Annotated in this window: 17 protein-coding genes; 1 reads left to right on the top strand and 16 read right to left on the bottom strand. The window is 74.3% G+C overall.

Annotated features, from left to right (window positions below; genetic code table 11):
- Positions 1-3: 3 nt before the first annotated feature.
- The 16 genes from GKE82_RS23450 to GKE82_RS23525 all read right to left on the bottom strand — a co-directional run bounded on the left by GKE82_RS23450 (position 4) and on the right by GKE82_RS23525 (position 11,661).
- Positions 4-1,008 carry a site-specific DNA-methyltransferase gene (locus tag GKE82_RS23450; RefSeq protein ID WP_154735366.1) on the bottom strand — a complete coding sequence of 335 codons (1,005 nt, stop codon included), beginning with the start codon at positions 1,006-1,008 and terminating at the stop codon, positions 4-6.
- 192 nt (positions 1,009-1,200) lie between these two features.
- The gene (locus GKE82_RS23455) at positions 1,201-1,350 is read right to left on the bottom strand and encodes a hypothetical protein (RefSeq protein ID WP_154735367.1); all 150 of its coding nucleotides are present in this window, start codon (positions 1,348-1,350) and stop codon (positions 1,201-1,203) included.
- Positions 1,347-2,057, bottom strand: coding sequence for a response regulator transcription factor (locus GKE82_RS23460; protein WP_154735368.1), 711 nt, complete (start codon positions 2,055-2,057; stop codon positions 1,347-1,349). The genes GKE82_RS23455 and GKE82_RS23460 overlap by 4 nt, the downstream gene beginning before the upstream one ends.
- A gap of 120 nt (positions 2,058-2,177) precedes the next feature.
- A complete protein-coding gene (locus tag GKE82_RS23465; protein ID WP_154735369.1) occupies positions 2,178-2,468 on the bottom strand; it encodes a hypothetical protein in 291 nt (96 codons plus the stop codon).
- A gap of 76 nt (positions 2,469-2,544) precedes the next feature.
- Entirely contained in the window at positions 2,545-3,624 is a 1,080-nt protein-coding gene (locus GKE82_RS23470; RefSeq protein ID WP_154735370.1) for an ATP-dependent DNA ligase, read from the bottom strand.
- Positions 3,621-4,229, bottom strand: coding sequence for a hypothetical protein (locus GKE82_RS23475; protein WP_154735371.1), 609 nt, complete (start codon positions 4,227-4,229; stop codon positions 3,621-3,623). The genes GKE82_RS23470 and GKE82_RS23475 overlap by 4 nt, the downstream gene beginning before the upstream one ends.
- Positions 4,230-4,465: 236 nt before the next feature.
- Positions 4,466-4,669, bottom strand: coding sequence for a hypothetical protein (locus GKE82_RS23480; protein WP_154735372.1), 204 nt, complete (start codon positions 4,667-4,669; stop codon positions 4,466-4,468).
- Positions 4,670-4,677: 8 nt separating this feature from the next.
- Entirely contained in the window at positions 4,678-4,920 is a 243-nt protein-coding gene (locus tag GKE82_RS23485) for a hypothetical protein (RefSeq protein WP_154735373.1), read from the bottom strand.
- Between the two features lie 16 nt (positions 4,921-4,936).
- Positions 4,937-6,646: a phosphoadenosine phosphosulfate reductase family protein gene (locus GKE82_RS23490; RefSeq protein ID WP_154735374.1), complete on the bottom strand. Its 1,710-nt coding sequence runs from the start codon at positions 6,644-6,646 to the stop codon at positions 4,937-4,939.
- Positions 6,646-7,281 (bottom strand): hypothetical protein, encoded by a 636-nt coding sequence (locus GKE82_RS23495; RefSeq protein ID WP_154735375.1) that lies wholly within the window; start codon positions 7,279-7,281, stop codon positions 6,646-6,648. Before GKE82_RS23495 ends, GKE82_RS23490 begins: the two co-directional genes overlap by 1 nt.
- Positions 7,282-7,361: 80 nt before the next feature.
- The gene (locus GKE82_RS31705; protein WP_375337059.1) at positions 7,362-8,204 is read right to left on the bottom strand and encodes a class I SAM-dependent DNA methyltransferase; all 843 of its coding nucleotides are present in this window, start codon (positions 8,202-8,204) and stop codon (positions 7,362-7,364) included.
- A gap of 30 nt (positions 8,205-8,234) precedes the next feature.
- Positions 8,235-9,020, bottom strand: a complete 786-nt coding sequence (locus GKE82_RS23505) for a hypothetical protein (RefSeq protein ID WP_154735376.1) — start codon at positions 9,018-9,020, stop codon at positions 8,235-8,237.
- Positions 9,017-9,352: a hypothetical protein gene (locus GKE82_RS23510; RefSeq protein ID WP_154735377.1), complete on the bottom strand. Its 336-nt coding sequence runs from the start codon at positions 9,350-9,352 to the stop codon at positions 9,017-9,019. The genes GKE82_RS23505 and GKE82_RS23510 overlap by 4 nt, the downstream gene beginning before the upstream one ends.
- A complete protein-coding gene (locus tag GKE82_RS23515; protein WP_154735378.1) occupies positions 9,349-10,086 on the bottom strand; it encodes a hypothetical protein in 738 nt (245 codons plus the stop codon). Before GKE82_RS23515 ends, GKE82_RS23510 begins: the two co-directional genes overlap by 4 nt.
- Complete coding sequence (locus GKE82_RS23520; protein WP_154735379.1) at positions 10,083-10,817, bottom strand: DUF6915 family protein; 735 nt, start codon at positions 10,815-10,817, stop codon at positions 10,083-10,085. The genes GKE82_RS23515 and GKE82_RS23520 overlap by 4 nt, the downstream gene beginning before the upstream one ends.
- Before the next feature lie 214 nt (positions 10,818-11,031).
- Positions 11,032-11,661: a hypothetical protein gene (locus GKE82_RS23525; RefSeq protein WP_154735380.1), complete on the bottom strand. Its 630-nt coding sequence runs from the start codon at positions 11,659-11,661 to the stop codon at positions 11,032-11,034.
- 217 nt (positions 11,662-11,878) lie between these two features.
- Here GKE82_RS23525 and GKE82_RS23530 point away from each other — a divergent pair, with 217 nt between their 5' ends.
- Positions 11,879-13,246 carry an HD-GYP domain-containing protein gene (locus tag GKE82_RS23530; RefSeq protein ID WP_154735381.1) on the top strand — a complete coding sequence of 456 codons (1,368 nt, stop codon included), beginning with the start codon at positions 11,879-11,881 and terminating at the stop codon, positions 13,244-13,246.
- The last annotated feature ends 56 nt before the right edge of the window (positions 13,247-13,302 follow it).

Below are 13,302 nucleotides of genomic sequence, written 5' to 3' on the forward strand. Positions count from 1 at the left end.
GGGTCAGGGGGTGAACAGGCGGGGCTGGCGCAGCGCGGGGAGCAGGTGCTCGGTGCGCAGGCGCGCGGCGGTGAAGCGCAGGGCGTTGGGGTTGCGGTCGGCGCCGATGAAGTGGCGGCCTTCCAGGAACGCGGCGATGGCGCTGGTGCCGCCGCCCAGGAACGGGTCGGTGACGGTGTCGCGGGGCTGGTCGGGCTGCGGGTCGCGGGTGAGGCACCGCACGATGCGGCGCACGAGACCGAGCGGGAGGCTGTTGTCGTAGCGCAGCTGTCCGGGGCGGTGCTCGAGCGCGATGTCGGGCCACCAGTCCTGCGCGTAGAGGTGGCCGGTGCGGCCGCGGGGGGACTGCGGCGGCGGGTTCCAGACGCGCGCGGGCTGCTGCTGCGGGCCGCGGCAGAGGATGAGCAGGTCGTAGTGGGCGAACGCGGGGCGCCTGGTGCTGTAGACCGCGAAGGGCCGGTAGACGGCGATCTTGCTGACGAACGTCAGGCCGGCGTCTTCGGCGGCCGTGTGGACGCGGTGCGTGATCGACGGGCCGGTGATCGTGGCCAGCTGGCCGCCGGGGCGCAGGGCGCGGGCGGCGGCCTGGATCCAGTGCTCGGTGAAGGCGAGGTAGTCCTCGGGCGGGATCTCGACGTAGCCGCCGACGACGCGGCTGGCGTCGCGGTTGTAGGCGCTGGTGGCGGCGGTGGTGTCGCGGGCCAGCGCGTACGGGGGGTCGGCGCAGATGAGGTCGACGTCGGTGAGGGTGTCCAGCAGGTCGTGGGCGTCGGCGAGGTGCAGCTCGACGCGGGTGCCGGAGTGCTGGCAGATCAGCAGCAGCTGTTCGGGCCGGTGGCGGCTGCCGCGCAGGGCCCAGGCGCCGGGGGCCAGGCGGTCGGCGCGGCCGGTGGCCTTGAGGTGCTGCAGGACGCCGCGGACGCGGCGCTTCCAGCGGGTGTCGCTGGGGTGCTGGGGGTCGGTGGGGCGTGTCCGTCGTCGCGGGCCACGTCGCAGTGGCGTTCGCACAGGGCGTAGAGCTCCTGGAGGGTGTAGGTGCCCTCCTGCAGCTCGCGGACGAGGTCGGCTTCGGTGCGCAGCGGCCGGTTGCGGTCGCTGCGCACGGTGGCGGTCGGCATGGAGTGGTCTCCCGGTCGGGGTCGATGCTGGGTGCTGCGATGCGCGGCCGCCGCGTGGCGGCCGCGGGCCCCGGGGGGCGGGTCAGGTGAGGAGCAGCAGGTTGGCCAGGAAGAGCGCCACGGCGGCCATGCCGGTGCGGGTCTGGCCGTTGGCGAGGTCCAGGAGCCCGAGCGCGAGGAAGCCGCCCAGGCAGCAGATCAGCAGCGTGGGGCGCAGCGCGGGGCTGGTCATGCGATCGCCTCGCGCACGCTGGTGGCCTCGGGCTCCTGGACCGGGAGCATCAGGCGGTAGCCGACGCCCCAGACGTTCTGCATCCAGATGCGGGACGGGTCGGCGTCGGTGAGCTTGCGGCGCAGGCGGCAGGCGTGGGAGTCCAGCGTGCGGCTGTAGCCGAGGCTGCGGGCGCTCCAGACGGTGCGCAGGAGCTCGTCCTTGGGGAAGCAGCGGGTCGGGGCGGTGGCCAGGACCGCCAGCAGCTTGAACTCGATCGCGGTGAGCTCGAGGCTGCGGTCGTTGATGTAGGCGCGGCGCTCGTCCAGGCCGACGGTCAGGCCTTCGGCCTCGATGCGCGAGACGCGGGTCTTGGGGCCGGTGAGGCGGCGCACGCGCCAGTAGAGCTCCTGGTAGGCGAAGGGGGTGCGCAGCACGTCCTGGGCGCCCTGCTGGAACAGGCGCACGATGGCGAGCTCGTCGGTGCTGGGGGCCAGCCCCAGGATCGGGACGCGCGGGGCGAGCTGGGCGAGGGCGGGGCCGACGAGCAGGTCGCCGTCGGCGACGACGCCGGCGAAGGTCTCGGCGTGCTCGGCGAGGTGCTGCTGGAAGGTGTCGCGGTCGCTGTCGGGGTCCGGGGTCGTGACCCGGTAGCCGTCGGCGGTGAGGTTGTCGCACGCGAACGACTGCAGGGCCGGGTCGGTGATGGCGATGAGCAGGTCGGGCATGGTGAAGCCTCCCTTTGGCGGGTTGGCGGGGCTGTGCGGCGGTGTGCCGCTGAAGGTCTGTCGCGCGGGGCGCGGCCGGCCGGCCGGCCGCGTCGGGCGGGCGGGTTGGTGCGCGCTTGGTCAGTCGTGGACGGGGAGGTCCGGGTGGGTGGGCGCGTCGGCGTCGAAGTTGATCAGCAGGGCGCTGTGCTGGTGGGCGAGCGTGACGGTGCGCGCGAGGTCGACGGGGACGTGCTCGAGATCCTGGGCGAGGTCCTCGCTGAGGAACGCGATCGCGCCGTGCTGGTGCGGGACGGTTCGCAGGCCGAACCCCTGGCGGCTCTGCGCGCGCCTCAGCAGGGTGCGGGTCTGCTCGGTGAGGTGGCCGGTGCTGAGGTCCAGCACCGTGCGGATGGTGTGCGTCTGGGTCATGGCGGCTGTCGCCTTTCGGGTCGCGGGGTGTGCCCGGGTCCGCTGGTCGGGACCCGGGCAGCTGGTGGGTGTGGGGCTAGAGCAGGCCCTTGGCGCGGGCGGCCTCGCGGGCGCGCTGGAGGTTGAGCTGCAGGTCGCCGCCCTTGCTGTGGATGCGGTCCACGGCGTCCCCCTCCCCCGCCTCGAGCTCGGCGAGGATGCGGGCGAGCTTGGCGGTGCCGCAGGCGGCGTAGTTGCGCACCCAGGCGCCGGTGGCCGCAGGTGCGGTCGGGGTGCTGGTGCGCGGCGAGGACGGCCGGGCGGAGCGGTCGCTGCGCAGGCGCAGGAAGCGCGGATGGCGCGGCAGACCGGTGCTGGTGGTGCCGTTGCTCTGGATCTCCACGACCTGGCCGATCCAGCTGTGGGCGAGGTCCTTCTCCTGGTCGCTCAGGCCGCTGGCACGGATCGTGCGGCCGCTCGGGGCGCCGCTGGGGTCCAGGAGGTCGACCACGAGGGTCTGGGGGCGGCCGGTGTTGCGGCCGCTGCCGTGCAGGATGTCCAGGACGACGGCGTCGTGGGTGCTGGTGGGCTTGACCTTGACCCACGCGTTGCGCGTGGCGCGGTAGGGGTGGTCGGGGTGCTTGAGGACCACGCCCTCCTCCCCCGCGGCGATCGCCTGCTCGTAGGCGGCGCGGGTCGGCGGCAGGCGCCGCACGCGGCGCAGGGTCGGGGCCTGCGGGAGCGTGTCGACGTGGTGGCTGCGGACGCTCTGGGGGTGGTCGTGCAGCGGGGTTGCGGCCCACGCCAGGACGTCGAAGACGACGAGGTGCAGCTCGCCGCCGGGGTCGGGCATGTGCGTCAGGCGGCTGCCCATGACGGCGCTGACGCCGGCGAAGCCGCAGGCGGGGTCGGTGAGCTCGCCGTCCAGGACGGTGTTGGGGGGCAGCAGGGCCTTGAGGGTCTGCTCGAGGTAGGGCAGCTGGCCGGTGCGGTCGGTGAGCTCGCGGCCGAGCAGGATCTGGACGCGGTGGTGGTCGTCCAGGACGGCGCGCACGCGGAAGCCGTCCTCCTTGATCTCGCACAGCAGGCCGTGGGTCTGGGTCGGGAAGTCGCTGCTGCTGGCGGCCAGCTGCACGCCGATGGTGCGCTGGGCGGGGATGGGGTCGATGAGGGTCATGCGGCCTTTCTGGCGGTCGGGTGAGGTGGTGGTGTTGTGGCGGCGGGCGGTGACGGACCGGCCGGCCGCGACCTGGGGGTGCTCAGGGGCGCAGCTGCTGCAGGGCGGTCTTGAGGGCCTGCTGCAGGGCGGCGGTGAGCTGGGGCTGCTCGGCGGCGTGGCGGGCCAGCAGGTCGAGGTCGTCGGTGCGGGCCTCGCGTGCCCAGGTGCCGGTGGGGTCGTCGAGGTCCAGCAGCAGGCGCCGGATGGTGGCGGGGCTCAGCAGCGGCGGGGGGGACGTCGGTGATCTGCACGGAGTGCACGGCGTTGCCGGCCGACCACTGGGTGACCTCGACCGGGGTGTCGGGGGCCAGCGCCTTGACGGTCTGGGCCAGCTGCATGGCCTGGTCGATGGTCGCCGCGTCGGGGACGACGGCGTTGAGGGTCTGCTGGTGGATGCTGACGGCGGCGCCGCGGCGCACGAGCAGTTCGGCGGCGCGCGTGATCGACCCGATCTGCTGGTGATGGTGGTGCAGGCGGCCAAGGACGCTGGCGGGGCCGTCGGCCGGGCCGTCGGGCGCGGCCGCGAGCTGCAGGGTGATGACGGTGACGTCGTGGTCGGGCATGGGCGTGCTCCTGTGGTGTGTCGAGCTGGGCAGATGGGGGCACCGGCGCCGGGTCCGCCGGGTCGGCGAACCCGGACGCGGGCGCGGACGCGGGCGCGCGACGCGCCCGCGTGTGTGTGGCGGGCGCGGGGGCGCGGCGGTCGGCGGTGTGCGCGACCGGTGATGGTGCGCGTCCCCGGGCTGGCGGGGTCGCCTGGTGGGCGCTGGCCGGAGCCGGACGCGCCGGCCCGGTGGGGTTAGTGGCGGGTGGCTGCGGGGGTGTCGCGGCGGGGGCTGGTGCTGATGTCGCTGGTGAGCGCGGTGATCAGCGGCAGTCCGAGGGCGGCGACGAGGGCCAGGGCCAGGTAGGTGACGGTGTCACCGGCGTTGAGCAGGTGCAGGGTCAGGCTCGCGGCGAGGGCCAGGAGGGCGGCGGCGATGGTGCCTGTGAGCTTGCGCATGCTGTGGGTCAGTCTACGCCGAGCAGGCGGGTGCCCACGACGGTCAGGCCGAACACGGCACCGTAGGCGGCGGACTTGTTGGCCCAGGCCCATTGGTCGATGTCGGTGTGGCCGAGGTCGCGGGCGATGGCGGCCGCGGCCAGGCCGGCGGCGGCGGCGATCGCCATCGCGCCGCCGACGACGGCGCCGCCTTCGGCGAGGAAGTCGGCGAGGTCGGTGTAGGCGGGCGGTCCGTTGGGGAGCAGGGACACCGGGTGGTCCTTTCGGTCAGGGGGTGGTGGTCGCGGGGTGCGGGGTGCGCATGCCGCGCAGGTGCTCGAGGTAGGCGAGCGGGTCGTGGTCGCGTCCGGCGACCTGGGTGTGCGTGACGGTGTGCCCGTGCTGGGCGAGGTCGCGCTCGAAGGCGGCGGCGGCGGTGGCGTGGAGGATGAGGATGGCGTGGGCGGGGCCCAGGCCGGGGATCCACCAGGCGCGGCCGGCCGGGGTGCCGTCGTGGTGCTCGACGTCGGTGCGGATGCCGGCGATGGTGTCGTCGAGCATGAGGTGCCCGCGGACCTGCCAGGCGCGGTTCAGGCGCCAGAAGCCGTCGGTGCTGGTCAGGCGGGTGACGCCGCGCGCGGTCTGGGGGCTGGTGCCGTGCTGCAGCGCGTAGGCGCAGAGGCGGTAGTCGGGGTCGATGTGGTGGCCGCGGCGGTCGCGGCGCTGGCGGTCGGGGTCGTGGACGGTGATCTCCCAGCTGGTGTGCTCCTCTCCCCCGTGCTCGGCCAGCATCCGTTGCAGCGGGGTCGTGGCGGGGCCGGGGTGGGAGCGCAGGTAGGCAAAGCCCGAGTCGACGGCCATGATCCGGCCGTCGGTGAGGAGCACCTCGGTGCTGTGGTCGCCCAGGTCGCTGACGGGTTCGCCGTCGAGCGTGAGGGTGTCGGTCATCGACACCCACTGCAGCCCGCCGGCGATGAGCGCCAGCGGTCCGGGGTCGCTGCCGGGGTCGTGCAGGCGGGCGGTGAGGGTGTTGGGCCGGCGGGCCTGGTGCTCGATGACGGTGATCGGCGCGGTCATCCGTGGGGTCGGGCAGCCGGTGGCGGCCTGGCCGTCCGGGAAGAGCGCTTGCTGCTGGCAGCCGTCGCACAGCGGGCCGGCGTCGGCGGGCTGTTCGCCGGGCAGCCGCTGGCCCCAGCGGTCGCGGTCCAGGCCCAGCCACTCCGCCCAGGTCTGCAGACGGCGGATCCAGCGGTGGCGGTCGGGGGCGGCCCAGGCGAGGTCGGTGAGCTCGTCGGGCTTGCTCATCGCCCCGCACAGGCACTCGCCGGAGGAGTGCAGCAGCGCGGAGCTGTCGCTGATCGGGACGTCGTGGGCGGTGCGCCAGTCGCGCATGTCGGCGCGGGTCCAGTCGATCAGCGGGGCGACGAAGACGCGGCCCGGGGTGCTGTCGTCGAGCTCCTGGGTGGTGCGGGCGCGGCGGGCGGATTCGGCGCGGCGTTTGCCGGTGAAGAGCATCACGCGGGTGCCGGGGGGCTGGTCGCGTTTGCGGTCGCGCACGAAGGCGTCGAACTGGCGGGCCTTCAGGCGGGTCTGGGCCTCGCCGTGCTTGGCGGGGCCGGGGAAGCCGCCCAGGCGCAGCAGCAGGCGCTCGTACTCGCCGGCGGGCGCGACCAGGACGTGCAGCGGCATGCGGTAGCGGGCGGCGAAGTCGACGACGAACTGGCGGGTGCTGCGGATGCCGGTGCCGGTGTCGACGTGCAGCAGCCCGTCGATGATGCGGTCTGGGTCGTGGGCGGGGTCCTCGGGCGGCAGGTAGGTGCCGTGCAGGTCGTGGGTCCACAGCCAGTGCGCGAGGGTCACGGAGTCCTCGCCGCCGCTGAACAGGGCATAGCGCCCAGCGGTGGTCGGGTAGGCGGCGATCGCGTCGCGGACGATCTGCTGGGGCGTGGCGCCGAAGAGCCGCTGCTGCTGCTCGATGAGCGTGGTGACGCGGCCCATCAGAACGGGACCTCGTCCTGGATGGCGGTCGTGCGGGCGGCCTGGTCCTGCTCGAGCTCGGTGACGCGCTGGGCGAGGTGCCCCGTGACGGCCCGGTGGGCCTGCTGCAGGGCGGTCGCGAAGGCGTTGAGCTGCTCGGCGGCGAGCGCGACCTTGGCCTGCAGCTGCTGGCCGCTGCCGTCCAGGTGCCAGACGAACCGGTCCCCGTCCTTGGTGGTGAGCGGGTGGCTGAAGGTGACGCGGATGCCGCGGATGTTGCGGGTGACGTCGGCGATCGACGCGCGGGTCTGGCGCAGCTGCTCGAACTGCTGGCAGATCGGCAGGTTCCACAGCGCGAGGTCGGTGGAGTCGAGCTCGGCCGTGTGGACGAGGTCCAAGGCCAGGTGTCCCAGCCGCACACGCTCGGTGAGTGCGCGGGCGCCCTGCAGGACGGTGGTGGTGCCGTGGCAGTCGCTGAGGTCCAGGTAGATCTGGTGCAGGCCGATCGGCGCGTAGCGTGACTCGGCGGTGAGGATCGGGCTGATGCTCCAGCTGACGCGGGCGGGCAGCGTGCTGGTGCCGGGGTTCAGGGCGCGGGAGCCGCTGGCGCCCGCGAAGAGGACCCGGGGGGTCTCGTCGGTGGTGTCGGTGGTCATGCGAGGTTCTCCTTGCTGGCCGGGTCGCGGCCGCGGCTGTGCCGGGGTGCGACGCGGTCGGTGTGGTGGGTGTGGGGCGGTCAGGCCGGGTGCGGGGTGCGCGCGGCGATCGGGCGGTAGAGGACCCGTTGGGGGATCTCCAGGCCCTGTGGGGCGCGCGCGGGGCGGGTCGCGACCTTGGTGCCGAACGGCGGGTTGGCGAGGTGGCGGTCGGGGACGATCTCGCGCAGCTGGCCGCTGTCGCGGTCGCGGCCGATGAGCCGGTCGTGCAGGCCGTCGCCGCAGGCGATGTGGAACTGGTCGGGGTGGGCGCCGTGCAGCAGCAGCTGGGCGCGCGCCAGCGCGCAGGCCGTGGGGGCCAGGTCGATGCCCAGCAGCGTCAGCGAGGCGGCGAGGTCGGGGCCGTGGACGCGGCGGGTGCGGCGCAGGGCGGCGAGCAGCAGCGTGCCGGCGCCGCAGCCGGCGAGGTCGGCGACCCAGTCGCCGGGCTGTGGGGCGTTGATCTCGGCGAGCAGCTCGGCGAGGTCGATCGGGGTGAAGAACGCGCCGGCGCGCGCGGTGTCGTGGCGGTGGCGCAGGGCTTGGTAGGCGTCGGGGATCCGGGTGAGGTCCGTGCGCAGGAGCCGGGTCGCGGTGGTGACCGCCCGGGTGAGCTCGCGGACGGTGTGCGGGGTGGCCTGCTCGAAGTGCAGGCCGCCGAGCAGTCCCTCGAGGTCCGGCCAGGTGTCCAGGCAGGCGCGGGCGGCGTGCTGCAGGCCCCGGGCGGGGTCTGGGCTGCTGGTGGCCGCCGTGTAGGTGGCCGTGGGGTCGGGTGGTTGGGCGGCGGTGTGGTCCTGGTCGAGCTCGTGCAGCCACAGGGCGGCGATGAGGTGACGGGTTGCGTCGGGCAGGCCCGACGCAACGGTGAGCTTCGGGGCGGCGATGGTGCGGCCCTCCTGTCGTGGCGGTCGGGGTCAGGCGGTGAGGCGCAGCTGCTGGCCGGCGCTGGCCATGCGCAGGCCGTCCTGGAGCAGGAGCTCGCGCCAGCGGCTGAAGCGGCTTGAATCGAAGGAGTCCACGCCCAACGAGGCGACGTAGCGCAGCTGGCGCTGGGTGCTTGCGCGGCCCCAGTGCACGAGCAGGCCGCGGCGTTTGGCCTGGGCGACCAAGTCGGCGGCGGCGGGCGAGTAGCGCCAGCGGTCGGAGCCGCCGATGAACAGGCAGCGCAGGCCGGGCGCGTCCCAGGGGATGAGGCCGTGCTCGCTGCCGTCCTGGGCGACGAAGGCCAGCGGCAGCCAGGCCAGGAACACGTGCATGAGCGCGAACTGCTCCAGGGTGGCGTGGGCGTCCCCGATGGGTGCGCAGTCGCGGGTGGGGCGGTTGCGGCAGTGGGTCGGTGCGCCGCAGGCGCAGCGCACGACGTCGGGGACGGTGATCCACAGCAGGCGTTCGTCGAGGACCGGTGATGGGGGCGCGGCCAGCAGCAGCGGATCGGTGCTGAGGCCGGGCCAGGCGCTGTTGATGCGCGTGCTCATCGGCGGCGGGCCGGCGATGGCGTGGATCATGCGGAAGTACCGGGGCAGGTCGACGCCGTGGTATCCGTCGTTGTCGCAGGCCATCGGGAAGTCGTCGGCCAGCGTGTCGTGCAGGCGCGAGAAGTGCCGCGGGGTGATGAGCCGTCCGAGGTGGTCGCCCAGGCGCGGGTGGCGGGCGCGGTGTTCGCGCAGGGTCGGCAGCGCCGCGGTGGTCAGCAGCTTCATCGCTGCGCGGTCAGGAGCATCGTGCGCAGGTGCGAGAGCGCCGGATGGTCCCCGGGCCGCGGCGCGAGGCGTCCGCTGGCGCTGATCGCGTAGAGCTCGCCGTCGCGCAGCTGCAGCAGCCGCCGGCCGTGACGGAAGGTCAGGGGCTGGTCGGCGTAGGTGTCGTTGCGCAGGTGGTGCTCCTGGCGCAGCGCGCGGGCCTGCTCGAGCAGCCGCTGCGCGCGCTGCGGGTCGGGGTCGCAGAGGGCGCGCAGCGTCAGCTGCCGCGCCCGCCGCTGGAGGCGCGGGACCGTCTGGTCGCGGTGGCGCTGGTTGAGGGCCTCGTCGCTCACGCGCGCCCGCTCAGCTGGGTCAGCGGGGCGAGCACCTGGGGCGTCAGGGCCGGGACGGGCTGCAGGTCCCACTCCTCCATCGCTCGCACGCGGGCGTCGCGGACCTGCTGCGTGACGGCGGCGTGGTTGGTGGCGCTGACCGCGCAGTTCACCGTGGTCACGAGCGTGCGGGACTGCTCGCTGCCCAGGAGCTGGAGCGTGACCGGGCCCTCCGTGCGCCGGGCGGCGGTAGCGGGGGCGCGCTCGCCGGCGTGCACGGGCTCGCTGCGGATGTCCGGGATGAGCCCGTCCGTGAGGATCTCCTCGGGCGCGGCGGCGCTGTCGCGCCAGTCCCACCAGCCGCTCAGGACGGTGCCGGGCAGGATCAGCACCTGCGTGTCGTCCCCGTCGGTGTCCTCGTCGACGAACGTCTCGAAGACGGCGAGGTACTGCCCGATGAGCTCGGCGATGGGCCCGGGCGGCAGCCCGATGGAGGCCTCCGGGTCCTCGCGGTCGTAGTGGTGGCGGCCGTCGGTGGTGGTGTAGCCGAGCACCGACGTGGACTCGGGGCCTTCGTCGTCGTATCGGCTGGTGCGACAGCCGATGAGGACCTGGGTGAGTCCGCTGGCGGCGAGCGCGTCCGTGGCCTGCACGCCGAGCAGCTCCTTGGCGTGGGCGGTGATGAGGTCGCTGGTGCGGCGGACCGCCTCGGCGATCGGCAGCAGGTCGGCGAGGGTGGTGATCGGGGTGGTCATCGTGCGATCTCCTTGCGGGTTGGGGTCAGGTGGCGGTTGGACGGCGGCCGGTGCCGACGTGAGCCGTTCATCCAGGCGAGCAGGGGCAGGTGTTCCAGCCACTCGCCGGCGTCCGGAACGTCAGGTCGGTCCAGGTCGGTGGTGATGTGGTCTGCGGCCACCGCGCGGGTCGGCGTGCCGTTGGGCAGCGTCTCCCCCACGGCCTGCTCGACCAGCCACACGCCGAAGCTGTGGTGGGTCAGGGCTCGGTGCAGGCCGTGGGGCAGCGTCACGGCCCCGTACTCCAGGAGGCGGTGGATGCGCTGGTGCACGGTGCGGGGGCCGCCGTAGCGGCGGTGGGTGCGATCGCTGTGCGCCTCGAGCGTTTCGCGTGCGGTGTTGGTGAACCACCACGTCTGTCGGCGGGCCGTGCGCCAGTAGTCGCTGGCGGTCGGGATGCAGCCGTGGAAGTCCTCTTGGAGGTGCTGTTCGACGAGCGCGCGGACCGAGAGTCGCGCGCCGCAGCTGAGGGTGAGCTCGTGGCCGTAGATCGCCTCCAGCAGGAACCCGGCGTCGGCGTGGTGCAGCAGCGCGCGGTGCCCGTTGTGGCCGGTGGCGCCCTTGCTGCGGTCCATCAGCTGGTGGACGGGCAGGATCTCCGCGGCGGCCTGCTCGAGCTGCTCGGGCGGCAGGTGCGCGGCGGGCAGGAAGCGGCGGGCGCTGGAGCGCGCGTGCACGAGCGGCTTAGCCATCGCGCCTGGTCTGGTTGGGCATGAGCGGTCCTTTCGGGTGATCGGGTGCAGAGGTGCAGTGCAGAGATGCGGGCTGACGGAGCGCCCGGGGCGCGCGTTCGCGGGGCGGCGGCGATCGCCGCGTCGTTGCGGGCGGGACGCGGGGCGGTGGTGCCCGGGGGCCAGCCGCGCGGGCGGCGCGGCCCGGGTCGGACGGGCGGGGCCCGGGATGCGGCTAGCTGGCGGCCTGGGCGAGGGCGGCGTTGAGCGCGCCCGCGAGTGCGATGGCGGCGGCGTGCAGGCGGGCGGCATCGGTGGGGCCGGTGGCGTCGGCCAGGACGGTCTTGACGTTCTGCCATCCGCCGCTGAGCTCGGCGCCGCCGGTGCGCGCGAGCGTCATGCGCACGTAGCTGCCGTCCTCGTCGTCCTCGCCCTCGAACCCCACGAAGGCGCCGTCGGGGCTGAGGATGGCCTGGTGCATCACCAGGGTCTGCAGCGCGGACGCGAGCTCCTGTGCGGGCTCGAGGTCGTGCAGGGAGGGTGCGGGGATCTGATGCTGCTGGACGATCGCGGCGAAACGGTCGACGTCGATGACCTCCACGCGCAGGGGCGTGAGGCGGTCCAGCAGGGCGGTGAGGCCCGTGGCGTACACCCGCTGCTCGGGTTCGGTGCGGGCGGCGACCATGCCGGCCAGCAGCCCGATGAGGGCGGCGTGGGTGTCGCTGATCGTGTTGCGGTCCAGCGCCTGCAGGCCGACGCGCGTCAGCTGCTCGCTGGTGCTGGCGTCGGCGAGCTCGGCGGCGACCTGGGGCGCGGTGAGCGTCTGCAGGACGCGCTGCTTGAGCGCGTCGGTGGCGGTATGCATGGATGAGTCCTCCGGGGTGTCGGGGTGTGTCTGCTGAGGGCAGGCCGCGGTGGCCTGGTCCCGGTCGCTGTTGCGGATGGGTTGATGAGCCGATCGACGGGCGGCGGCGATGCTGCGGTCTACGCGGCGTCGTTCGGCGACGGCGCGGGGCGGCGGGAGTCGGCGCGCGGACCCGCGGGCTGGCGCGACTCGGACGTTGCCGGTGTAATGCGCCGTGATGGCAGACCTGCCGCGACGCATCGTCTTCTCCCGGGTCTTGGCCCTTGTCTCGGTTCTTCTCGGGGGCGTTCTCGCGGTCGTCGCGCTCGACGGAGATCCCGTTGCCCAACTGGGATGGGTGCTCGTCGCCGCGGTCGCGGTCGCGATCGGGGAGTCGTTCGTCCCGCGCATGGCGCCGGCCGTGCACCTGTCCACCGGAAGCGGTCTGCTTCTCGCGCCGATCGCGCTGCTCGACGCCCGCAGCGCGGTGGCGATCGCGCTGCTCGGCGTGGTCGGCGGATACGTCGTCGAGCGCTACCGGGCGTGGGCGCTGCCCACGAACCTCGCCGTCACCGTGTTGCCGATCGCCCTGGCGGGCCTGACGTTCGAGGCACTGGGAGCAGGTCCCGCCGACACGGGCGCCGGCGCAGCGGCCTTCGCCGCCGCCTGTGCGGTCTTCGTGACGAGCAGCCCGCTCCTCTTCGGGGTCATCGTGTCGGCCGAGACCGGCGAGCGGTTCCGTGTCCAGACCGCCTCGGTGCTCCAGACGGCGCGCCTGGCCGTGCTCATCGACTTCGGCTTCGCGATCGGCCTCGCGTACCTCATCGCGCAGGCCGGTTGGGCCGGCGGCGCGATCGCCGCGGTGGCGGCCGGCCTGCAGCTGCACGGCGGGTCGCTCGTCGCGCGCGCGAACGACCAGCGGCTGCGGGCCGAGGCGCTGGCCCGGGCGAAGACCGCCCTGTCGTGGGGCATCATCTCGGCGCTGCTGGGCACGCTCGACGCGCGGAACCCGAACCTCGCCCGCCACAGCGCGGCGGTCGCCCGGCTCTCCCGGCGCATCGCCGCAGAGCTCGGGCTCTCCGAGCACGACCAGGACGTCGTGCACACCGCGGGCCTGCTCCACGACATCGGGCAGTTCGCCAGCGCTGATCGCGTGGTGGTCGACGGCGCCTCGCCCTCGCCGGAGGACTGGCGGGGCATCCGCGAGCACCCCCGCGTCGGCTACGAGCTCCTGCGCGAGATGACCGAGTTCGGCCCGGTCGGCGAGATCGTCCTGCACCACCACGAACGGGTCGACGGGCGCGGCTACCCCGACCGGCTCGTCGGGGACGAGATCCCCCTCGCCTCGCGGATCGTCCACGTGGCCGAGGCCTACGACGCGATGACCGGACCCGGGACGTACCGGACGCGGCGCTCCAGCCTCGAGGCGCTCAAGGAGCTGCGCGACCACGCCGGACGCCAGTTCGACCCGGCGGTCGTCGACGCTCTGCACCGCGTGCTGCGGGGCACCGACCACGCGTTCCGGCACAGCGACGAGGCCCACTACCGCGACGAGCTCGACGTCGAGCGCCGGATCGTGGACCAGCGCATGGCCGCGCGACCGTGACCACGAGCAGGGACCGCGCCCTGCTGCGCGGGCCCTCCAGGCTGGCGTGGCGCACG

It is taken from the genome of Conexibacter sp. W3-3-2 (assembly GCF_009707605.1).
GTDB classification, from domain to species: Bacteria; Actinomycetota; Thermoleophilia; order Solirubrobacterales; family Solirubrobacteraceae; genus Paraconexibacter; species Paraconexibacter algicola.